24 protein-coding genes are annotated in these 21,400 nt (G+C 68.5%); 14 read left to right on the forward strand and 10 right to left on the reverse strand.

The window, feature by feature from the left end:
- Window positions 1-243: 243 nt before the first annotated feature.
- Window positions 244-1,332 carry an aldo/keto reductase gene (locus NGM10_RS04075; protein ID WP_253482084.1) on the forward strand — a complete coding sequence of 363 codons (1,089 nt, stop codon included), beginning with the start codon at window positions 244-246 and terminating at the stop codon, window positions 1,330-1,332.
- An 18-nt stretch (window positions 1,333-1,350) separates the two neighbouring features.
- Here NGM10_RS04075 and NGM10_RS04080 read toward each other — a convergent pair whose 3' ends face one another.
- The gene (locus NGM10_RS04080; protein ID WP_253482085.1) at window positions 1,351-1,677 is read right to left on the reverse strand and encodes a hypothetical protein; all 327 of its coding nucleotides are present in this window, start codon (window positions 1,675-1,677) and stop codon (window positions 1,351-1,353) included.
- Window positions 1,678-1,942: 265 nt separating this feature from the next.
- On the opposite strand from NGM10_RS04080, the gene NGM10_RS18400 reads away from it, so the two are divergent.
- Entirely contained in the window at window positions 1,943-2,218 is a 276-nt protein-coding gene (locus NGM10_RS18400) for a winged helix-turn-helix domain-containing protein (RefSeq protein WP_497007320.1), read from the forward strand.
- Between the two features lie 223 nt (window positions 2,219-2,441).
- On the opposite strand, the gene NGM10_RS04085 is transcribed toward NGM10_RS18400, so the two are convergent.
- Window positions 2,442-3,017, reverse strand: coding sequence for a hypothetical protein (locus NGM10_RS04085; RefSeq protein ID WP_253482087.1), 576 nt, complete (start codon window positions 3,015-3,017; stop codon window positions 2,442-2,444).
- Between the two features lie 177 nt (window positions 3,018-3,194).
- On the opposite strand from NGM10_RS04085, the gene NGM10_RS04090 reads away from it, so the two are divergent.
- Together NGM10_RS04090 and NGM10_RS04095 are read left to right on the forward strand one after the other, a co-directional pair.
- Window positions 3,195-4,295, forward strand: a complete 1,101-nt coding sequence (locus NGM10_RS04090; RefSeq protein ID WP_253482089.1) for a glycosyltransferase family protein — start codon at window positions 3,195-3,197, stop codon at window positions 4,293-4,295.
- Between the two features lie 373 nt (window positions 4,296-4,668).
- Window positions 4,669-5,820, forward strand: coding sequence for an ArsA family ATPase (locus tag NGM10_RS04095; protein WP_253482091.1), 1,152 nt, complete (start codon window positions 4,669-4,671; stop codon window positions 5,818-5,820).
- Here the strand turns inward: NGM10_RS04095 and NGM10_RS04100 are convergent.
- The 3 genes from NGM10_RS04100 to NGM10_RS04110 all read right to left on the reverse strand — a co-directional run bounded on the left by NGM10_RS04100 (window position 5,817) and on the right by NGM10_RS04110 (window position 8,574).
- Window positions 5,817-6,704 carry an SDR family oxidoreductase gene (locus tag NGM10_RS04100; protein ID WP_253482093.1) on the reverse strand — a complete coding sequence of 296 codons (888 nt, stop codon included), beginning with the start codon at window positions 6,702-6,704 and terminating at the stop codon, window positions 5,817-5,819. The two genes, NGM10_RS04095 and NGM10_RS04100, sit on opposite strands and share 4 nt — an antisense overlap.
- A gap of 72 nt (window positions 6,705-6,776) precedes the next feature.
- Entirely contained in the window at window positions 6,777-7,628 is an 852-nt protein-coding gene (locus NGM10_RS04105; RefSeq protein WP_253482095.1) for an endonuclease V, read from the reverse strand.
- A 19-nt stretch (window positions 7,629-7,647) separates the two neighbouring features.
- The gene (locus NGM10_RS04110; RefSeq protein ID WP_253482097.1) at window positions 7,648-8,574 is read right to left on the reverse strand and encodes a rhomboid family intramembrane serine protease; all 927 of its coding nucleotides are present in this window, start codon (window positions 8,572-8,574) and stop codon (window positions 7,648-7,650) included.
- Window positions 8,575-9,193: 619 nt separating this feature from the next.
- Here NGM10_RS04110 and NGM10_RS04115 point away from each other — a divergent pair.
- Window positions 9,194-9,427 (forward strand): hypothetical protein, encoded by a 234-nt coding sequence (locus tag NGM10_RS04115; RefSeq protein ID WP_253482099.1) that lies wholly within the window; start codon window positions 9,194-9,196, stop codon window positions 9,425-9,427.
- A 27-nt stretch (window positions 9,428-9,454) separates the two neighbouring features.
- Here NGM10_RS04115 and NGM10_RS04120 read toward each other — a convergent pair whose 3' ends face one another.
- Entirely contained in the window at window positions 9,455-10,144 is a 690-nt protein-coding gene (locus tag NGM10_RS04120) for a class I SAM-dependent methyltransferase (RefSeq protein ID WP_253482102.1), read from the reverse strand.
- A gap of 213 nt (window positions 10,145-10,357) precedes the next feature.
- Between NGM10_RS04120 and NGM10_RS04125 the strand changes: the two genes are divergently transcribed.
- From NGM10_RS04125 to NGM10_RS04135, 3 genes are read left to right on the forward strand one after another with little or no spacing between them, the layout of a single operon-like run.
- Window positions 10,358-10,795 carry a DUF5788 family protein gene (locus NGM10_RS04125; RefSeq protein WP_253482105.1) on the forward strand — a complete coding sequence of 146 codons (438 nt, stop codon included), beginning with the start codon at window positions 10,358-10,360 and terminating at the stop codon, window positions 10,793-10,795.
- Between the two features lie 36 nt (window positions 10,796-10,831).
- Entirely contained in the window at window positions 10,832-12,571 is a 1,740-nt protein-coding gene (polX, locus tag NGM10_RS04130) for a DNA polymerase/3'-5' exonuclease PolX (protein ID WP_253482107.1), read from the forward strand.
- A gap of 1 nt (window position 12,572) precedes the next feature.
- Window positions 12,573-13,139: a Mut7-C RNAse domain-containing protein gene (locus NGM10_RS04135; RefSeq protein ID WP_253482109.1), complete on the forward strand. Its 567-nt coding sequence runs from the start codon at window positions 12,573-12,575 to the stop codon at window positions 13,137-13,139.
- On the opposite strand, the gene NGM10_RS04140 is transcribed toward NGM10_RS04135, so the two are convergent.
- Together NGM10_RS04140 and NGM10_RS04145 are read right to left on the reverse strand one after the other, a co-directional pair.
- On the reverse strand, window positions 13,136-14,074 hold the full coding sequence (locus NGM10_RS04140) for a cell division protein CdpA domain-containing protein (RefSeq protein ID WP_253482111.1): 939 nt from the start codon (window positions 14,072-14,074) through the stop codon (window positions 13,136-13,138). The genes NGM10_RS04135 and NGM10_RS04140 overlap by 4 nt on opposite strands.
- 96 nt (window positions 14,075-14,170) lie before the next feature.
- Complete coding sequence (locus NGM10_RS04145; RefSeq protein ID WP_253482113.1) at window positions 14,171-14,527, reverse strand: ester cyclase; 357 nt, start codon at window positions 14,525-14,527, stop codon at window positions 14,171-14,173.
- 94 nt (window positions 14,528-14,621) lie between these two features.
- Here NGM10_RS04145 and NGM10_RS04150 point away from each other — a divergent pair, with 94 nt between their 5' ends.
- The 6 genes from NGM10_RS04150 (at window position 14,622) to NGM10_RS04175 (ending at window position 20,696) form a co-directional block, all read left to right on the forward strand.
- Window positions 14,622-15,722 (forward strand): pyridoxal phosphate-dependent aminotransferase, encoded by a 1,101-nt coding sequence (locus NGM10_RS04150; RefSeq protein ID WP_253482115.1) that lies wholly within the window; start codon window positions 14,622-14,624, stop codon window positions 15,720-15,722.
- Between the two features lie 422 nt (window positions 15,723-16,144).
- Window positions 16,145-16,663, forward strand: a complete 519-nt coding sequence (locus NGM10_RS04155) for a DUF7109 family protein (RefSeq protein ID WP_253482117.1) — start codon at window positions 16,145-16,147, stop codon at window positions 16,661-16,663.
- Window positions 16,664-16,765: 102 nt separating this feature from the next.
- Window positions 16,766-17,368 (forward strand): NUDIX hydrolase, encoded by a 603-nt coding sequence (locus NGM10_RS04160; protein WP_253482118.1) that lies wholly within the window; start codon window positions 16,766-16,768, stop codon window positions 17,366-17,368.
- Window positions 17,369-17,547: 179 nt separating this feature from the next.
- Entirely contained in the window at window positions 17,548-18,330 is a 783-nt protein-coding gene (locus NGM10_RS04165; RefSeq protein WP_253482120.1) for a DUF7388 family protein, read from the forward strand.
- Between the two features lie 139 nt (window positions 18,331-18,469).
- Window positions 18,470-19,204, forward strand: coding sequence for a fumarylacetoacetate hydrolase family protein (locus NGM10_RS04170; protein WP_253482122.1), 735 nt, complete (start codon window positions 18,470-18,472; stop codon window positions 19,202-19,204).
- A 376-nt stretch (window positions 19,205-19,580) separates the two neighbouring features.
- Window positions 19,581-20,696 (forward strand): NAD(P)/FAD-dependent oxidoreductase, encoded by a 1,116-nt coding sequence (locus NGM10_RS04175; RefSeq protein ID WP_253482124.1) that lies wholly within the window; start codon window positions 19,581-19,583, stop codon window positions 20,694-20,696.
- Window positions 20,697-20,702: 6 nt separating this feature from the next.
- On the opposite strand, the gene NGM10_RS04180 is transcribed toward NGM10_RS04175, so the two are convergent.
- Both NGM10_RS04180 and NGM10_RS04185 read right to left on the reverse strand, forming a co-directional pair.
- Window positions 20,703-21,119: an Hsp20 family protein gene (locus NGM10_RS04180; protein WP_253482126.1), complete on the reverse strand. Its 417-nt coding sequence runs from the start codon at window positions 21,117-21,119 to the stop codon at window positions 20,703-20,705.
- Entirely contained in the window at window positions 21,116-21,274 is a 159-nt protein-coding gene (locus tag NGM10_RS04185; RefSeq protein ID WP_253482127.1) for a DUF7559 family protein, read from the reverse strand. The genes NGM10_RS04180 and NGM10_RS04185 overlap by 4 nt, the downstream gene beginning before the upstream one ends.
- Between the last annotated feature and the right edge of the window lie 126 nt (window positions 21,275-21,400).

A 21,400-nucleotide genomic window follows, 5' to 3' on the forward strand; every position in this document is an offset into this window, starting at 1 on the left:
TTACGTGGTCGTCTGCGCGGGCCACTATTTCGAGGCGCGAGCGAAGCGAGCGCCGATGAAATATCCCGCACAGCGACCGCGAGCGGCCGGGGGCTTTCTGAGCCTGCTTGGCTCAAGAATCCCCAATCCGTAGCGAGCGTCCGGTGGCTTTCTGTGTCTACTTCGCCTCGATTACTCGTCTCGATGTGCACCCTCGACCCCGAATCCCGCGGCCTTATCCCGACTCGACGGATACATCCGAGTATGGCGACCGACGACGGCACGTACGAGTACAAACTCCAGCACGGCGACGAGTTCGGCCGGACCTACTTCCGGCGGTTCGACGGCCTCGCGGTCTCGTCCATCGGCGTCGGTACCTATCTTGGCGACCCGACCGACGAGGTGGATTCGCGGTACCGCGACGCCGTCGCTACGGCGCTCGAATCCGGCGTCAACGTGGTCGACACCGCCGTCAACTACCGGTGCCAGCGCAGCGAGCGCGCGGTCGGCCGAGCCATCGAGGACGCCGACGTATCTCGGGACGCCGTCTTCGTCTCCACGAAGGGGGGATTTCTCCCCTTCGACGGCGAGCGCCCGGAGGACCCAGGCGAGTACGTCAAACGCGAGTTCGTGGACTCGGGGCTCGTCGACCGCGAGGACCTCGCGCGGGGGAGCCACTGCATCGCCCCGGACTTCATCGACGCCCAGTTGGACCGGTCGCTCGACAACCTCGGGGTCGACGAAATCGACTGCTACTACGTCCACAACCCCGAGACACAGCTCCACGCCCGGTCGCGCGAGGAGGTGTACGACCGGCTCGAAGCCACCTTCGCGCGACTCGAAGAGCGCGCCGCCGCGGGCGACATCTCGACCTACGGCGTGGCGACGTGGAACGCCTTCCGAGTCCCCGAGGACGACGACCAGTACCTCTCGCTGTCCGAAATCGTCTCGCGCGCCCGGACGGCCGCGAAGTCGGCGGAGAACACCGCGACCCACTTCCGCGCGATTCAGCTCCCGTTCAACGTCTTCATGGCCGACGCGTTCACCGTCGAGTCCCAGCGAGGCCCCGAGGGACCCCAGAGCGCGCTCTGGTTCGCCCACGAGGCGGGCCTGAACGTCTTCACCAGCGCCAGCATCGCGCAGGGCGACCTCGCAGACCGGATTCCCGAGGACGTGGGCGAGCGACTGGCGGGCGACACCACGGTCCAGCGCGCCATCAACTTCGCCCGGAGCGCGCCGGGCGTGACGAGCTCGCTGGTGGGGATGAGCGACCCCGAGCACGTCGAGGAGAACGTCGAAGCCGGGCGATTCGACCCGCTCGGGGCCGACGCGTTCGACGCGGTGTTCGAGTAGTCGAGCGCTCACGGGGGCCTACGAGTAGTCGGAGGTCTCGGGGTCGCCGGAGGTCTCGGGGCCGTCGGCGGTAGGAGCGTCGGGCAATCGCGAGACGACGCGCTCGGCGTCGTCGTTCCACGGCGTCGTCTCCTCGCAGAGGCGCGCGAGGTACTCCTCGGTGACGTACTCCAGTTCGAACGCGAGCTGGCGCATCGCGTCGATTTGCTCGGGCGAGAGGTCGTCGCTCCAGTAGAGTGTGTTCGCCACTGGCTCGACGGTCGCCGCCGCGTCGTCGAGCAGGCAGTCGAGCGAGTGGGCCGCTGTCTGGCGAGCGACCCGCTCCCAGTCGTCGGCGTCGGTCACGGGTCGGACCCCCTCGTGTCGGCGGATTGGCGGGCGATGCTCTCGGATTTTCGGGTGGAGATGGCGTTCATGGGTGGCGCGGAAGCGGGTGGTCCTGAGCATCGCCACCGGCTTTCATCATCGGACCGAGGTGCTTCCGTATGAGCCGTGTCGAGACTGATACTTAATTGTATCTGTTGAAGTCAACATATCTGGTAGCCGATTTTGCCATATTATGCTGAGAATCGGCGGCGTTATCCGGGTGTTCTGCCGTTTCTTTCCCACGATGTATCGCCGCGTCAGTTGGATGAAAGCCGTCGACCACGCGATACTTACCTTCTTCAGCCAACATCATCTAGAACTGACTCCGAGTAACGTCGCACGGAATATCAACTACAGTCAGGGGTACGTACGAAACAGGTGTAAACTGCTTTCGGACCACGGCCTGCTGAACCGCGACGTGAGTAATTCCGACCCCTTCTACAGTCTCTCGGAGTTGGGCGAGCGATATCTCGCGGGCGACCTTCGCGCGGCGGAACTCGAAGACGAAGAAAATGAATGACGATTCTAACCGTAGTGGTACTTGCGAACTATCGCTGACGAACTCCGTGAACTAATCGACTAAAACAAAAGACTGCTCAGGAAACCGTTACCTTTTCCACTGTGTTGCCCAGTTTCGGACGAGTCGGAGTACTGGTACTCCGACTCGTCCGCGTTCGTGGGCCGTTTTCCCTCTGAGTTCATGGTACGATTTACTTCGAACTCGAAGCATAAAAAGACCGGTGTTAGTCGTTCTGAACCCGAGATTGGATTACTGCGAGCACGACGGTTACGACGAATAGCAATCCGACGATGAGAGTGAGAATCTCTAGAGACTTCAGGGCAAGTAGCGATGCCGCTCCAAGGGAGACGCCGAGAACGAAGAACAACTGGCAGGCTATCAATAGATACCCATTGAATTCGACGATGGTTTGATTGGCGCTTATCCATCCTTCGAATTGGACTAGTAGATCGGCCTCCCACGGGGCACTCATCTCGTTCCGCCTCAATCGACCGAGGTAACTGGCTTTCGGGCCAATCACCTCGTTCGACTCGTTGTACACGATGACGCCGAACGTCAACGAGAGGAGGAACGAAAAGAGACTCAACGCGGCTACGGATTTGTTTATGCCCGAAGTGCCGATAACGCGAACCCCCGTCGCGCCGACACCCAGTAAGAGCGCCGTAATGCGGACCGTTCGGAGTGCCTTATCGTCTATGTCGTCGATGTCGGATTTCTGTGCCTCTAGTACGTGACGACCCTCCTCGTACGTAATCCGCTCTCGATTGTTTCGCCACTCGGGGTCCTCGCTGGCTGTCATCGGTCTTATACCGCCCGTCTCGGGATAGACCCTTGACTTTGTTGAATTTATCACAACAGAGACAATCACTTCGAGCGTTGACTCCGGGATTTTCGAAGACCCCGGTAGGTAGAGCCCGGCGACCGAACCGCGGGCGATTCCACCGACTTTTCAACCCGGCCTCCTAACTCCCCCACGATGGAGTACGGACAGGAGGCCGTCGCGACGCTCCACGACCTGACCGGCCGGGTGCCCGACGCGCCGACCGACCGCGCCGCGGTGGTCGTCCCGATGACCGAGCGCGAGTACGCGGGGCTGGCGGCCGAGCGCGTCCTCTCGGAACTGGAATCGGTCGCGCCCGGCCGGGTGGTCGTCCCCCTGCGCGCGCCCGCCGGGAAGGTCGGGGCGTTCTGCGACTGGCTCGCGGGCTTCGACCTGCCCCTCGACGCGGTCTGGTGCAACGGCCCCGGCGTGACCGACCTGCTGACCGACCGCGGCCTCAACGGCGAGGCGGGCAAGGGCCGGGACGTGTGGCTCGCGCTCGGGGTCGCGGCCGCCAGCCACGACTACGTGGTGGTCCACGACGCCGACGCGAAGACCTACGAGGGTACGGACGTTGCTCGCCTGCTCTTTCCGCTCGCTCGGGGCTACGACTTCTCGAAGGGCTACTACGCCCGCGTCGAGAACAACCGCCTCTACGGGCGGCTGTGTCGGCTGTTCTACGCCCCGCTGGTCCGGGCGCTGGCCGACGCCCACCCCGAGGCCGACGTGCTGGCGTACCTTGGGGCGTTCCGGTACGCGCTCGCCGGGGAGTTCGGCGCGACCGCCGAGTTCGCGCGGTCGGTCCGGGTCGAGCGCGACTGGGGACTGGAGGTCGGCCAGTTGGGTGAGGCGTTCGCCCGCGCCGGATTCGACGGCACCGCGCAGGTCGATTTAGGTCGGTACGAGCACGACCACCGCGCGGTGTCGGGGCCGACCGGCCTCTCGGAGATGAGCGACGGGGTCGGCGCGGCGCTCTTCCGTGCGGTCGAGTCCCACGGCGTCGAGCCGGACTACGACGCGCTCCCCGAGCGCTACCGGGCGGTCGCGGAGGCGTTCGTCGACCAGTACGCCGCCGACGCCGCGTTCAACGGGCTGGACTACGACCCCGCCGACGAGCGCGATCAGGTAGCCCTCTACGCCGAGGCCATCGGGCCCCCCGGCGAGGACAACCGGATGCCGCCGTGGAACGACGCCGACCTCTCGCCCGACGAGGTGGTGGCCGCCTCGCGGGCCGACGTGTCGGGGGTCCGGCGCTGACAGAGACGCCCGCCGTCCGAGCGGCTGCTCGGACGGCGGGGGCCGGTCCGTCGGACCCGACGGGGGTCGGTGGCCGAGTCGCGTTCCCCGTTCCGGTCTCGAATCCCGACTCGTCGACTCCAACCGACGCCGACGACGGGGCCGGGAACCGGGCTCGATTTGAAACCGCTACGTGCCAGTACAGTCCAGTACAGACTAGTATAGCCAGTACAGTCCAGTACAGACTAGTATAGCCAGTACAGTCCAGTACAGACTAGTATAGCCAGTACAGTCCAGTACAGAATAGTACAATCGGTACAGTCCAGTATCTCGGGCCGGAGCTCGATTCGAGAGACCGACGAGTACACAAGTCCCGACTCACTACCCCCCGCTGATGAACGAACTCGACGTGGAGGCTGTCGAACACATCGGCGACGAGGACGTGCCCGCGGGGGTCGACGCCCCGGAGTACGTCCTCTACGGGGGGAAAGGCGGCGTCGGCAAGACCACGATGGCGGCCGCGACGGGCCTCGCGAGCGCCCGCGACGGCACCCCGACGCTGGTGGTCTCGACCGACCCGGCTCACTCGCTGTCGGACACCTTCGAGACCGAGATTCCGGCTGACCCCCACCGCATCCGCGAGGACGTGCCGCTGTACGCCGCCGAGATCGACCCCGACGAGGCGGTAGAGCAGGGCAACGGTCTGTTCGGCGCTGCGGGCGCACAAACCGGTGCGGGCGCGCGGCCGGGCGACTCCGGCCCCGACGCTCCGACCGGGGACGCCGACGGCGAACCGTTCGGCGGGCCGACCGGCGACGGGCAGGCCGGACCGATGGGCGGCCTCGGCGGCCTGCTCGGGGGCGACGACCCGATGGACGCCATGCTCGGCGGGCCGATGCCGGGTGCCGACGAGGCCGCCGCGATGCAGAAACTCCTGGAGTTCATGGACGACGACCGGTTCGACCGCGTGGTCGTCGACACCGCGCCGACCGGCCACACCCTCCGACTGCTCGAACTCCCGGAACTCATGGACACCATGGTCGGCCGGATAATGAAGCTCAAACAGCGGTTCCAGGGGATGATGGAGGGCATGAAGGGGATGTTCGGCGGCGAGGGGGCCGACCCCGAGCGGGGACTGGACGACCTCGAAGAACTCAGCGACCGCATCGCCACCCTGCGAGAGACCCTCCGGGACCCCGCCAAGACCGACTTCCGGGTCGTGCTGGTGCCCGAGGAGATGAGCGTCTTCGAGTCCGAGCGCCTGCTCCGCCGGTTGGCGGAGTTCGGGGTGCCGGTCGGCACCGTGGTCGTCAACAAGGTGATGGAGGACCTCGCGGAGGTGGCCGAGGGCGTCGATTCGGAGGCCTTCGTCGCGCCGAACCTCGACTCCTGCGAGTTCTGTCAGCGCCGATGGCAGGTCCAGCAGGACGCGCTCTCGTCGGCCCAGGAGGTCTTCCGCGGCCACGAGGTCAAGCGCGTCCCCCTGCTCGCCGACGAGGTCAGGGGCGAGCGGATGCTCCGACTCGTCGCGGCGTGTCTGGACTAATCCCTGATTCGCCCTCGGTGGTCGTCTCCGCCCTCGTCGCTGTCGTCCCCGAACGGGTTCCGCGACGCCAGCGACCCGACGACGCCGTAGAATTTGTCTCGGGCAGACGCGGGGATGAACCGCGCGAGCATCGAGACCTTCGCGACCCTCCCGACTGGATACCGGGCCGCGGGGTCGGTGACGTTCGCGGCGTCCAGAATCGTGTCGGCCACCTCGCGGGGCGGTAACGCGCCGGGGCCGCCGCCCCCGATGGCCTGCGTGTCGTCCAGAATCCCGTAGAGTTTCTCGTAGGCGTCCGAGCGCTCGATTCCCTCGATTTCGTCGGACGCGCGCTCGGTGAACGCTGTGTCGACGGGACCGGGTTCGACCAGCACCGCGTCGACGCCGTACTCGGCGACCTCGGCGCGCAGGGCGTCGGTGAGTCCCTCCATCGCGAACTTCGACCCCGAGTAGACGCCCATCCCGGGCACCGAGAGCCGCCCGGCGACGCTGGAGACGTTGATTATCCTGCCGGTCTTGCGCTCGCGCATGTGGGGCAGGACCGCGCGAACGAGCCTGTGGGGCCCGAAGACGTTCACCTCGAACTGGTCGCGAACGCTGTCGACCGGCACGTCCTCGACGGGGCCGAGCTGGGCGTAGCCCGCGTTGTTGACCAGACAGTCGATGCGACCCTGCTCGTCGACCATGCGGTCGACGACGCGCTCGACGTCGTCTCCGTCGGTCACGTCGAGGGTCGCGATGTTGCACCCGCGCTCGCCCAGCACCTCGATGTCGGCGGGGTTGCGGGCGGTCGCGTACACCTCCCAGCCGTCTTCGAGGAACGCCAGCGCGGTCTCGCGTCCGATTCCCGACGAGCAACCGGTGATGAGGACTGTTTCTGTCACACCTACACTGTCGGGGTGCGGACAGTTAACTGTCGTCGCTTCGAGGCCGCTACGCTGACCCGTAACTCGGCACTACTCGCCGACCTCCGCCTTCACCTCGTCGGCGTACGAGTCGGCGAGTCGCGTGGGTTCGGGGAGCTTGTAGTCCGCACAGAGGCGCTCGACGAGGTCGGTCGCGGTCTCGGCGCTCACGCGGTGGCCGGGGCTGACGTACAGCGGATTGACGTGGCGCGTCTCGGGATTCGGGTACTGGCGCGACTGGAACGCGTAGCCGATGACGGTCCCCTCGGGCGCGGTCACCGACTCGTCGGCCTCGACGGCGACCCGCGCGCCCTCGCCGAGCGGGTCGGCGAGCGACTCGCGGGGCCGCCCGCACAGCAGGCTCTTGGCGACCCCTATCGCGGGCACGTCGAGCGTGACGCCGACGTGGGTAGCGATGCCCGCCTGTCGGAAGTGGATGCGGCCGCTCCCGTCGAACACCGCGAGGTCGGGCGCGACCGAGAGCTCCTCGAACGCCGCGAGGATGGCCCCGCCCTCCCGGAACGAGAGCAGGCCCGGGATGTAGGGGATGTCGGTGGGCGCGACCGCGTGGACGCGTTCGACCACCTCGCCGCCGCGCGAGGCGACGACGGCGCTCACCGCGCGCTCGCCGTCGGCGGTGAACGCCTGATCGACCCCGGCGACTATCGGGGGGTCCGACGCCGCTTCTGCGGCGTCGGACCCCTCCGTGGCGGCACCGGAATCCCTTCCGGCGTCGCCGAGTCGGGTCTGGTCGGGGTTCGAACCCCCGCCGCCGACGCTGGCGGGGTCGAAGCCGAGGTCGTCGGCGAAGACGGCCTCGTCGGCTATCGCGCGCTGTAGCCGTTCCATCTCCTCGCGCGACAGCGAGGCGTCCGGGACGAACTCGGGGTGGACGGGAGTCATGGGAGGTACGAGTGGACGGTCAGAACCGACCGCCGGGGCCGCCGGGGCCGCGACCCGGACCGCCCGGGCCGCCGCCGAACTGCAACTGCTGGGGGGCGCGCTCGCCCTCGCGCTTGAGTTTCGCGCCGTAGGCGAGGCCGATGGCGAGGCCCGCGAGGTGGGCGAGGTGGGCGACCCCGCCAGCGCCGAACCCGCCGCCCGCCGAGACGAACACCGAGTAGCCGACGAACAGCATCGTCGCGAGCCACAGCGGCATGGGCAGGATGAAGTAGAGGTAGATGGTGAGGTTGGGGTTCAGCACGGTCAGCACGCCCATGATGGCGGCGATGGCACCGCTCGCGCCGAGGACCGCCGAGAACTCGCCCATCGTCATCGCCGCGAGGACCTGCGCGAGGCCCGCCACCGCGCCAGCGCCGAGGAACAGCGCGGTGAACTTCGTGCTCCCGATGCGGCGCTCTACGACCGGGCCGAAGAAGTACAGCACCAGTCCGTTCACGAACAGGTGGCCGACCCCGCCGTGGGAGAACACCGAGGTCACCCACGGCCAGACGTAGAACACGTTGTCGTTGTTGAGCGTGAATATCTCGTACCACGTCGCCGACCCCACGGGAATCCCCACGACCGGGGGGAGGACGTACTGGACGGGGAACCAGAGGACGATCACCGCGAGGAACACGTAGGTCATGTTCCCACGGAAGTACCCCAGCGGCCCGCCGGGGCCCGTGTTCACGCCGAGTCGGTCCGTGACCCCGCCCGGGGAGCCACCGCGGTCGTTCACGCTGTCGTCGAATCCGCTGTCGAAGACGCCGTCCGGGTCGTTCCACTCGTTCAGCCCCGGACAGTCGTGGCTCTCCGGAAGCCGATGTTCGCCGCAGTAGGTGCCGCCACATCGTCGGCACTTGTACGGCATGTTTTCGTGCTCGCCGCACGCGTCACACTGCGCCATTGGAGTGGTCTTTGGGTCGGGTCTTGAAAGGGATTTGGGTCCTCCGCGTTCGGAGTGCGGAACCGAGTGATGGCGGGGTTCTGCATGGTTCATGATGGTTCTGCGGTCGGTCGAGAGACCCCTGTCGGATTCGAGAGAAGCTAGCTATTCCCGGTACCGAGGAGAACCGCACCGCGACAGCGGGCCACGCCCCTCCCCAACCGACTGCGGTCCTCGACTGCTCGCTCCGCTCGCAGTCTGCGGTCCTCATCCACCGGGAGAGACAAGCTCTCCCGAGCCGTCGGTCGCTCCGCTCCCGACGACCTCGCGCGCTTGGCGCGGCGCACAACAGCCGCGCCGCGCCAGCACGCGCCGAGTAGAACGTCCAGATCGAGACACCGGGTTCTGGTCACGGCACGCGCTGGCGCGACCTCGTGTCGCGCGAGGGATGAGAGAGAGCGGAGCGACCGAGCGAATCGGTTGGGCAGGCGTGTGGCCTGCGGTCGCGGTCCTCCCGGGTGACGAGAGTAGCTACCGAGGCTGACCCAGTACGAGTTCGGGTAGCCGAGGGGACGAATCGACGGAATTCGGTACAGAACCATGTCAAACCCCTTAATTTGGGACCGAGACAACAGGGAGTGTGATGGTGGCGAAGGCGTCTATTCAGAAATACAATAGTAGGGGGACGAGAATCTGCATCGCTGTCTACGTTTCGCTCGTCGTCGGTTCCGTCGTCTTTGCCGTCCTGTTCTCCGGCACGGCTTCGGGCTTCAGAACGCTACTCGCGAAATCGGCACTTCGGGTCGGCTTTTACGTCGCGATTCTGATCGGACTCCACCGAGTCTGGACGCGGTTCGTTGCGGGCGCATTCTAGAGCGCAGACGAGTAACTCGACCACGACCTATTCCGGCTTCCGCCCGCCGTAGACCGCGAAGTTGTAGTACTGCCAGATCGAGGTCACCGCCTCGAATCCGGACTCCCGGAGCCACACCAGTTGGTCGGTCAGCGTCGCGGGGTCGTCGTAGTCGTCGCTGGCCTTCCACACGTCCATGAACTCCGCCTCCTCCCAGCCCTTCGAGCGCACCCAGTTGCGTATCATCCGGTCGGAGAGTTCTTCGAGGTGGTCGGCCTCGAACCGGACAACGTCGCCGTTGAGGAACCACCCGCCGGGCGCGAGCGCCTCCAGAACCGCGTCGAAGAGGTCGCGCTTGGTCGCGTCGTCGAGGTGGTGGACCGCGAGCGACGAGACCACCAGATCGTACTCGCCGGTCGCGTCGGGGTAGTCGTCGGGGAACGCCCCCTGCCGGATGGTCGCGCGGTCGCCGAACGTCGCCAGTTTCCGGTCGGCTTCGGCGAGCATCCCCTCGCTGTGGTCGATGGCGAGGACGGTGCTCTCGGGGAACCGCGTGAGGAGCTTCGCGGTGAGTTCGCCGGTCCCCGCGCCGAGTTCGAGCGCGCGGAGGGGTTCGCCCCGGTCGTGAGGCGGGGCGTTCAGAATGGCGTCGTGGAGTTCGTCGTACCGCGGTACGATGGCCTCGATGCCGGGGTCGTAGACGCTGGCGTCCTCGAAGACTTCGCCGGGCTTCTTCATGTCGCCCGGTAGCCGCCCCACGCACCTATGCTTTTCACGGAGTCATACCGCCGCCGGGCGAGTATTTCCCGAACGCATGCTCCGGCGGAACTCGCCCCGACCTGTGACGAACCGGCCTGTGACGCGACGGGAGCCAACCGGCCCACCCGCTCGACGCGTCCGCAAGGGAACCCCTCCGGCGAACTTTTAGCCCTCCCGACCCGAGGAGGAGGCGTGAAGGGGTACGAGCGAAAGCAACTGCTCGAACGGGTCGAGCGCGAGGGCGCGACCGTGGGTGCCGACATCCCCGAGACCATCGACGTGCAGGGCGAGACCCTCGACCTCCGGGAGTTCGTCTTCGAGATCAAGCGCCGCGAGACGGTTCCGGCGGGCGAGCGCGAGCGCGTCGACCGCGCGAAGCGGAACCTCCGGCGCGAGCGCCTCCAGCGAAAACAGCGCATCGAGGAGGCCGACATCTCCCGCGAGGAGGGCGAGGAGCTGGTCCGGTCAATCGTGGGCATCGACCGGGCGCTCAACGCGCTCGAAAGTCTGGGGCCGACCGACATCGAACGCGAGGCGGCCGCCCAGGAGGCCGCCGACCAGAAGCGCTGGATGTCGTTCCTGAAGCAGGCGCTGGGCCACGAGGACGCGAGCGGCCGCGGTCGGTTCTAAGTCACCACTATAAGCCCGGACCCCGAACTGTCGCGCATGAGACGGAACGCCGAGGTGGCGGCCCTGCTGGAGGAGTACGCCGACCTCCTCGACGCCCGGGACGTCGAGTACAAGCCCACGGCCTACCGGCGCGCGGCCGAGAGCATCCGCGACCACGCCGGGGCGGTGGAGTCGCTGGCCGAGGAGGGGACCGACGCCGTACAGGAGATTCCCGACGTGGGAAGCTCCATCGCCGAGAAGGTCGTCGAGGCGGTCGAGACGGGCACCTTCGAGCAGTTGGACGAGGAACGCGAGACACTCCCGGTCGAGATGGCCGAACTCACCGGCGTCGAGGGGGTCGGCCCGAAGACGGTCGGTGACCTCTACCGCGAACTCGGCGTCCGGAATCTGGACGACCTCGAACGCGTCGCCAGCGAGGGCGAGATACGGGAGGTCTCGGGCTACGGCGAGAAGACCGAGCAGAACATCCTGAACGGCATCGAGTTCGCCCGACAGGCACAGGAGCGCGACCTGCTCGGGGACGCCCGGCCGGTCGGGGAGGCCGCGCTCGACTTCTTCGAGGCCATCCCCGAGGCGGGCCGCTGCGAACTCGCGGGGTCGCTCCGGCGCTGGAGGGAGACCATCGGCGACGTCGACGTGCTGGTCGCGACCGACGACCGCGAGGCGGTCGTCGACGCGTTCGCCGACTGGGACCGGGCCGACGAGGTCATCGAGTCCGGCAGCGACAAGGCCAGCGTCCGGTCGAACGGCCAGCGCGTCGACCTCCGGGTCGTGGTGCCCGAGGAGTTCGGGAGCGCGCTCCAGTACTTCACCGGGAGCAAGGAGCACAACATCCGCCTGCGCAACTACGCCATCGAGCGCGGCTACAAGGTCAACGAGTACGGCCTGTTCGACGTGAGCGACGTGGAGGACCCCGACCAAGACCAGCGCGTCGGCGAACGCGTCGCTGGCGAGACCGAGGAGGGAATGTACGAGGGCCTCGGCCTCCCGTGGATGGCCCCCGAGTTGCGCGAGGACCGCGGGGAAATCGCCGCCGCCGAGTCGGGCGATCTGCCGGACCTCCTCGAAGAAGCGGATATCAGGGGCGACCTCCACCTCCACACCGAGTGGTCCGACGGCGGCTACACCATCCGGGAGATGGCCGAGGCGGCCGCCGAGTTCGGCCACGAGTACGTCTGCGTCTCCGACCACGCGACCGGTCCGGGGATGGTCGGCGGCGTGGGACTCGACGACGCGACGCTCCGCGAGCAGATGGCCGAGGTCCGGGAACTGGCCGACGACCTCCCGGTCGAGGTGTTCGCGGGCGTCGAGGCCAACGTCGGCGCTGGGGGAGAGATCAGCGTCGGCGACGACCTGCTCGCCGACCTCGACTGCGTGGTCGCCTCACCCCACAGCGGGCTGGAGGGCGACGCGACCGACCGCCTCGTCGCGGCGGTCGAACACCCGAGCGTGGACGTGCTGGGCCACCCGAGCGGCCGACTCATCAACAGTCGACCGGGCCTGGAGTTCGACGTGGAAGCCGTGGCCCGGGCCGCGGCCGACCACGACACCGCGCTCGAAGTCAACAGCAACCCCCATCGACTCGACCTGTGGGACACCGCGGTCAAGCAGGCCGTCGAGGCCGGAGCCACCATCGCCATCGACACCGACGCCCACAGCCCGAGCGAGTACGAGTACGTCCGGTACGGCGTCCACACCGCCCGGCGCGGGTGGGCCGAGACCGACGACGTGCTGAACGCCCGCGACGCCGACGGCGTCCGCGAGTTCCTGCACTGAGATGGCCAGCGAATCCGGGGACGAAGGCGGGCGTGCGCCGCGGCGCACGCCCGCCGACACCGCGCTCGTGCTCGACGCGATGCTCGGGAAGCTCTCGACGTACCTCCGGATGTGCGGGTACGACGCGGCGTACGCGCTCGACCCCTCGGCGCGGCGCGCCGAGGGGTCGAGCGCGGAGGCGAGCGACGCGCAGACCGAGTCCGACGACCCGCGAGGACGCGACGCCGACGACCGACTCCTCGAACTCGCTCGCGCCGAGAATCGACTGCTGGTCACGCGGGACGCGGGACTGGCCCGGTGCGCAGGCGACGCCGGACTCCTGCTCGAATCGAAGGACGTGACCGACCAGCTACGGGAACTCTCGGACGAGGGGTTCGAACTCGCGCTGTCGGAGCCGACGCGGTGTTCGAACTGCAACGCCGGGCTAGTCGGGGTCGAACGCGGGGACTCGACGCCCGAGTACGCGCCTCCGAGCGACGAGACGAGAGTGTGGAAGTGCCCCGAGTGCGGACAGCACTTCTGGAAGGGGAGTCACTGGGATTCGGTCGCGGAGACCCTCCCGAATTAGCGGTTCGGCTCCCACTCGTCGCACGCGTCCATGTCGTCCATGACGCGTCCGTAGTAGCCGCAACGAGGCTTCATGCCCTCGTTGGTCCGGACGTAGTCGAAGTGCTGGCAGTTGCCGCAGTAGGCGTCGGTGGTCCCCTGCCGGGGGCGGGCGGGCGCGTCGGCGTCGTCCAGCGGCGAGCGGATGTCGTTCGCGGCGGTGCCTCCGTCGCTGGTGGGACGCGGGCCGCGGGTCGCGGATGCCCCGCCGGGCTGGTTCGTCTGGGTCGGCGTCTCGCCGTCCGGGGTGTCGCCGACGAAGGCGACGCCGCCGAGGCCGGTCTGGGGCGTCTCGGCGCTCCCGTCGGCCGCGTCGGCCAGTTCGGTCCGGAGCGCCTGCACGTCGTCGAGTCCGTCAAAATCCGCCAGCTCCTCCTTCTCGACCTCGACGGTCCGGACCTCGCCCTCGCGGGTGAGTTCGAGGGTGACCGTCCCGCCGGGGTCGTTTCGCGTCTTGAAGTTGGCGACCGCGACGAACAGACACCAGACGGTGACGAGGACTCCGAGGAAGTACACCACGGCGACGTGGGGCGTGAGGTTCGTCCCGTTGCCCGCGCCCGTCCACTTGTAGGGGTAGGCGTGGGTGAACAGCGCGACCCCCAGCACCGCGATTCCAGCGCCGATGGCTGCCGCGGCCCGGACGCGCTGGCTGGCGGGCAGGACGGTGAAGATGCCGACGAACACCGCGGGAACGCCGAGACCGGCGAGCACGCCCGCGATCTCGCGGCCCTGCCAGTATTCGAGGCCGAAGACCGAGTGGACGCTCGTCGTCGAGACGAGGATTCCGGCCACGACGAGAAGCGCCCCGGCGACGAACAGGCCGACGCCGAGGTAGAGCCGCCGGAGGCTCCCGACCTCGCCGACGTTCTCCTCGTAGGCCTCCGCGAGGCTTGTCATGTGCGTGCCATTGCACCGTAGCAAGTAAACGTTGCGTCAGACGCTCGTCGGCTATCCGCGAGTCCGGGGAAGCGTCAGCGCGAGCCCAAGACACTCTCAGACCTCGTCGCGGTCGGTGTAGGTCCACCGCTCGGCGATGTCCCCGTCGTCGTCGAACCGGTGGAAGTCGGCGAAGCCGAACGACACCGCGGTTCCGTTTTGCACCCCCTCGAACCGACCGCGGACGGCCACGGTGTCGCCGTCGACCACGAGGTCGACGACCTCGTGGTCGCCGTCTTCGAGCGGTCGGTCTTCGAGGTAGAACTCGCGGAACTCCGCCATCCCCGAGAGGTCCGACTGGCCGGGACGCTCGTAGGTCACGTCCTCGGCGAACAGCGCGAACAGCGACTCGTAGTCCTCGTCGTCGACGTAGTCGTAGTAGTCCCGAACCACCTGCGGGTCTGCGTTCGTCATGGGTCCCGTTCGACGCCCCGACTGGAATGGGTTTCGGACGTGTCAGAACCTGCATTGCGAAAGAAAGACTTGCACGGCGTGCGAGGATAGTCCCATGGAATACGACACGCCGCTGTTCTTCCATGTGATGCAGTACGCGGCCGAGGCCGACCGGGACGTCGTCGACATGGTGAGCGGCAACCCCGACTGGGGCGCGCCGCCCGCCATCGCCGAGGGCCTCCACGAGTACGCCGACCTCGGCGGCGGTGACTTCCAGTACCCGCCGAGCGAGGGACTGGCCGACCTCCGCGAGGAGATCGCCGACCGCCGGAACGTCGACCCCTCCCAGATCGTCGTGACGAACGGCGGCGGCGAAGCTAACTACCTCGCGATGGCCCGGGCGCTGGAGCGCGACCGCGGGACGGAGTTCGTCCTCACCGATCCCGTCTATCCGTACTACCCCGGCAAGACGACGATGCTCGGTGCGACCGCGCGGTACGTCTCGGCGGCCGAGGACGGCGCACTCGACCCCGCCGACGTGCGCGAGGCCGCGAGCGAGGAGACCGCCGCCATCGTGGTCAACACGCCGAACAACCCCACCGGCGCGGTCTACGACGAGGAGACCATGCGCGAGCTGGTCGCCATCGCCGAGGACAACGACGCCCTGCTCGTCAGCGACGAGGTGTACGACCACTTCGACTTCTCGGGCGAGTTCACGTCGGCGCTGGCGTTCGACTCGGACCATCGCGTCGTCACCAACTCCTACTCGAAGACGTTCGCCATCACGGGCTTCCGGGTGGGGTACGCCGTCTTCCCCGAGGACCTCGTGGGCGTGGCGAAGACCCGCCACATGCTGACCAACGTCGCCACTACCCGACCCGGCCAGTACGCGGTCCTCCACGCCCTCCGGAACACCGACCCGGCGTACTACGAGGCGAACCGCGAGCTACTCGAAGAGCGCGTCGAGACGTTCACCTCCGCGCTGGCCGACGCGGGCGCGGAGTTCTCCAGCCCCGACGGCGCGTTCTACGTGATGGCCCGGTTCCCCGACTTCCCGGGCACGCTGGCGAACGTCGAGCGACTCGTCGACGAGGCGGGCGTGGCGGGCATGCCCGGCGAAGCGTTCGGCGAGTCCCGGACTGACCGGATTCGGTTCGCGCTGGTGAGCCCCAGGGTCGAGGAGGCCGCCGAGCGGCTGGCCGACTACTTCGCGTAGGCGTCGCTATCGAATTGGCTCAGCCCTTTCGGGTTAGTCGGACTGGCGGTCCACGGGGTCATCGACCGTGCTGGCCGAGGTGCCAGCTATCTGCCCGTGACCGCGCGAAGCGTCCGAGCAAGGTTGGCCGCGCTTTCGTACTTAAACTCTCGTTGCGGCAGGTTCGAATCCCACCGATTTTCGGAGACCCGACGTACCACGGGATGCGCCGCGTCTGCGCTCGCAGTGCGAGCGCAGACGCACGCGGGGAGGCACGGGGCGCGGTGGCGGTGGCGGTGGCGGTGCTGTGCGGTCTTCTAGGTGACGGCAGTAGCTACCTCCCATCCGAACCCGATTCCGTTGCCGAGACCGACCCGGACACCAACGTATCGTCGCGCTTCCCGAACAACTAAGCCCCCGCGAGAACCCCACACCGACAACGGATGGCCGACACGACCGACGAACTCGCCGGGGTGGTGGACCTGTTCGGCGCGCTGACCCGCGACGAACTCGAACGCGCGCTGGTGGAACTCGCGTTCAAGCAGGGCCGCGAGGTCGAACGCGAGGCCGTCGCGAGCGAGATCGACCGCGCGGTCGAGGGCTACCACCTCGTCGAGACCGAGTACGCCGACTCGTCGGACGCGGCGACCGCGTCCGACGAGTCGGGCGACGACGGGGGCGGGGCCGAGACCGTGCTGGTCGCGGGTCCCGCCGCCTTCCCGACCGTCCCCGAGAACGGCCCCGACCTGCCCCACATCCTGGACGTGCCCGACCGCGACCTCGACCGCGAGGACCTCGGCGAGGCGGTCGCCGAGCGACTCCGTGAGGAGGCCCGAACGGCCGCCGCGGCGGGCGACGCCGACCGCGCCGAGGAACTGCTGGACGTGAGCTACGACCTCGAAGCGTGGGCCCCGGTGGACGCGAGTGGGGTGCGCGAGACCCTCGATAGCGCGTTCGAGTGACCGACGCGACCGACCGCCGAGCGCGGGGTCGCGCGAACGGATTCGGGCGACCCCGGCCGCGAGTAACGGTCGAATTAAGACGCCGTGGGACGACGTTGGAGTATGGAGTTGGGTCGCGTGGCCGAGTACGCGCCGCGGGAGGTGACCGACGAGGACCGCGACGCGGCGGTGCTGGCTCCGGTGGTGGTTCGGGACGGCGAGTACCACCTCCTGTTCACCAAGCGCGCAGACCACCTCGGCGAGCACGCCGGACAGATGAGCTTCCCCGGCGGGGGTCGCGAGCCGAGCGACGCCGACCTGCGGGACACCGCGCTCCGAGAGGCCGACGAGGAGATCGGGCTGAGGCCCGAGGAGGCCGACGTGGTCGGTCGATTGGACGACATCCGGACCACCAGCAGGTACGCGGTGACGCCGTACGTCGCGACCGTCCCGGACCGCGAGTACGTCCCCGACGAGCGCGAGGTGGCCGAAATCGCGATTCTACCGGTCTCGGGCCTGCTCGACCCCGAGAACTACGAGAGCGAGCGCCGCGAGCACCCCCAGTACGGCGAGGCCGTCGTCCACTTCTTCCGCGTGAACGGCTACACGGTGTGGGGCGCGACGGGCCGGATTCTGGTCCAGTTGCTGGAGTTGACGACCGACTGGCGCGCGCCCGAGAAGATAGACCGGGTCGTCGACCCCGACGCCGACGTGCGCCGGGGGTGAGCGCGACAGAGAGGGAGGTGAGCGCGAGGCGACGAAGGCGCGGTAAGAATCCCCCTCGCCGACACCCTTTTGACCCTCCCGCGGGTACGCTCGCTCACATGGTCGCACAGACGATGGATCGAGTTCCGCACGAATCGTAGACGAGTAGCTGTTACTGACGTTGCTGGAGGTGTACGCGCATGCTGACCACTGGCGAGACTCTCGCCGAGACCGGACTGGACGCCGCGGCGCTCAAGCCCGCGGAGTGCGACGTGAGCCGCGCGACCGACCTGCCCTTCGAGACGGTCGCCATCGACTACGAGGGGCGCGAGCACCTCCCCGACGCCGACCTGCTCGCCGACCTCGCTCGCCACGCGGAGGTCCGCCTGACCACGCCCGTCCGCGCCGAGGGGTTCGACCCCCTCGGCGACGACGCGCTGTACGACGAGATTCCCGAGGGCGTCCGGCGCGTCGCGGTCGCGGGCCACGCCGCCTACCTCACCGACGAGGAGCGCAAGAAGGCGGTCGCTCCCCGCCTCGGCGCGGCGGTCGAGCGCGACCCCGACGCGTGGGTCGGCACCGAGAGCGTCGAGCGCGTGGCGCTCGCGACCGGAGCCACCCAGTTCGAACTCCTCTCGCGGACGACCGAGCGCGACCTCCGGGCGCTCCGGGCCGCGGGGTTCGACGGCGAGGTCGCGGTCTACGCGCCCACCGTCCTCTCGGACGACGAGGACGCGGTGCTGGACGCGGTGGGCGGGTACGTCGCTCGCAGAGGGCCCGTCGCCCGCGCGCTCCCCGAGGGCGCGGCGACCGACGCCGCCGCGACCGGTCGCGCCCGCGAGGTCCTCTCGGCCGCGAGCGGGGACTACGCGCTAGTCGGCACGCCCGCGGAGGTCGGCGAGCGGGTCGCCGACCTCAAGGGGGCTGGCGCAGACACCGTGGTCGGCTACCCCGCCCGCGGTATCGGAGAGTTCCTCGGCTGAGGTCGCGCTCGTTCGCGTCCCGGGCGTTCGACGCGGCCGGACGGCGACGCCCCGCGTCGCCGTCCGGTCGGCGCGCGACGGCGGTCCGAGGTTCGCCCGAGGTCGGTATCCCTTTCCGGAACCGCTTCGAACCGGCGGTATGCGACTCGCACGACTGCTGACCCCCGACGGACCCGTTCGCGGCGAGTACGACGACGGCGTCGTTCACGCCGCCGACGGGCGCTACGAGGTGGGCCGCGACGGCCGACTGCTTCCCCCTTGCGAGCCCTCGGCGCTGTACTGCGTCGGCCGGAACTACGCCGAGACGCTCGAACAGATGGAGTACGAGCGCCCCGAGGAACCCGACTTCTTCGTCAAACCACCGGCGTCGCTTCTGGCCCACGAGCAACCGATTCCGTACCCCGAGTTCACCGACGAACTCACCTACGCGGGCGAACTCGCGGCCGTGGTGGGCGAGCGCTGTCGGAACGTCGCGCCCGAGGACGTTCCGGAGGTGGTCCGGGGCTACACCGTGCTGAACGACATGGACGCGCTCGACCAGCAGGGCAGGACCGCGCGCAAGGCCTTCGACACCTCGGGACCGCTCGGGCCGTGGATAGAGACCGACGTGGACCCGACGAACCTCGACATGCACACCGACGTGGGCGGCGAGCGCCGCCAGGAGGCCAACACCGAACTGATGCTGTTCGACCCCCACGAGGTGGTCTCGTTCCTCTCTGCGCGGTTTACCCTCCGGCCCGGCGACGTGGTGGCGTTCGGGAGTCCGGCCAACCCCGGACTCGTGGAACCGGGCGAGACGGTCGAGATCACCTACGAGGGCGTCGGGACCCTGCGCAACGAGGTGGTCGCGCCGGGGACCCGCTCGGGCGCGTAGCGAGCGGTCCTCGTGCCTGTCAGTAATACTTATTTAATCGAATAATAGGATTCCAATTCGTACTATAGGAAGGCTTAAGCTCGGTAACTCGCTAGGCGAGACCACCTATGAAATGCCCACAGTGCCGCGGTGATCTGGTACGTCACTCGGAGTACGAGTCGTGCACCCGGTGCGGTCACATCCCGCCGCGCGGCGCCGACTGACCGCGACCGAAGCAACGCTCGAATCGAACGATTCGGAGACGCTCACGCTTTTCCGCCGGGCACAACGCTAAGTGCCCGACCGCCCTCCACCCGGGCATGAGTCGAACGTCTCACTCCCGACGCGCGACGACCGCGAACCGCCGGTCCGGACCCGACCGTCCCGGAGGACGCGAATGAAGGTCGCAATCGTCGGCGGCGGCGCGGTCGGCGTCACCGCGGCCTACGACCTCGCCGAGCGGGGCGCGGAGGTCGTCCTCTACGAGAAGGGCGAGATAGCGGGCGGAAGCACGGGCCGCGCCGCGGGCGTCCTCTACGACGCGTTCGCCGCGCCCGAGGACGCCAGGGTCGGCGACCGGGCCATCGAGCGCTTCCGGGAGTTCTCGGGCGAAGGCGACTTCGAGTTCCGCGAGACGCCCTACGTCTGGTTCGCCCGCGAGGGCGACGAGAAGCGCGGCCGGGCCATCCGCGAGCAGGTGCCCCGGATGCAGGACGCGGGTCGTGACGTGTCGTTGACCGACCCCGCGGAACTCCGCGAGCGGTTCCCCGCCGTGAACTGGGACGACGTCGGCGTCGCGGCGGTCGCGGAGAACACCGGCTGTACGATTCCCGCGACCTACGCCGACCTCCTCGCGGCGAAGGCCAGCGACGCGGGCGCGGAGCTTCGGACCGGCGTCGAGGCTCGGGTCGACGCGGAGGACACTCGCGTCGAGACCGACGCCGCGACCGAGTCGTTCGACGCGATACTGGTCGCCGCGGGTGCCCACACCAAGCGCCTGCTCGCCGAGGCCGGGATTCCGGTCCCGCTGAAACCCTACCGGGTGCAGGCCCTGACCGCCGGATTCGACGCCGACAGGCGCGAAGCTCTCCCGATGGCCTACGACGCGACCGCGGGCTACTACCTCCGGCCCCACCCCGACGGCCTGCTCGCGGGCGACGGCACCGAGGAGGTCGAGAGCGACCCCGACGACTGGGAACGCGACGCCGACCGCGACTTCTGCGAGGTCACGCGCGAGCGACTCGGCCACAGGCTCGGGGAGTTCGGCGCGACCCGCGAGGCGTGGGCGGGCCTCTGCGTGGCGACGCCCGACCGCGATCCCCTGCTCGGGCGACTCCGCGAGGGCCTGTTCGTCGCGGCCGGGTGGCAGGGCCACGGCTTCATGCGCGCCCCGGCGCTCGCGGAGGCCGCCGCCGAGTGCGTGGTCGGCGAGAACCCCCTGCCGGAGTTCGACCCGACCCGGTTCGAGGGCGACGAGGAGTTCGACATCGTGGAGGGGATGGCGGTCGAGTAGCGAGAATTAGGCCTCGACCGATTCGGCGTCCTGCGCCTCGACCGATTCGCCCCGCTTCGGAACGCGGACTTCGAGCGACCCGCGCTCGGTCAGGGTCGCGGTCGCGGCCTCGGCGTCCACGACCGCGTCGGCGGGCAGGTCGGCTCGGCCGTCGAGCGAGAGCCCCCGGCCCGGGAACAGCATGTCGAAGCCCTCGTGGTAGTCGCGAAAGCGGTCGATGCGGACGAGCACGGCCCCCTCGGCGTACCGGACCTGCACGTCGCTGCCGGTCGCTCCCGGCGCGTCGAAGACGACGAGGTAGGCGTCGTCGCTCTCCAGCAGGTCCACCGGGATGGGTTTGGACTCTTGGACCTTGCTCGCGGCGCGGCCGACGCGCTGGAGGACGGCGCTCCCGACCGACCGGCCGAGCTTTCGGACGTTCATAGTTCGATGGCTTCGAGCGCGTCGGTTCGTGCGCAGTACGGGCACTGGAAGTCCGAGACGCCGACGTCGTCGGGCATGTCGTAGGTGTAGTGCATCTCGAACATGTCCAGCTCGCAGTCGTCGTTCGTACACTCCACTTCGAGCGTCGCGGGCATATCCGAAACTAACGCCCGAGTGACCATAAACACGCGGGCTTCGGCGAGTTTCCGGTCTCGCCGGTTCGACACTCGAACGCCTCCGAGGCGGCCGAAGCGCCGGGCACTCGAACGCGGTCGGGGGCG

The organism is Halorussus salilacus (assembly GCF_024138125.1).
Lineage (GTDB): Archaea > Halobacteriota > Halobacteria > Halobacteriales > Haladaptataceae > Halorussus > Halorussus salilacus.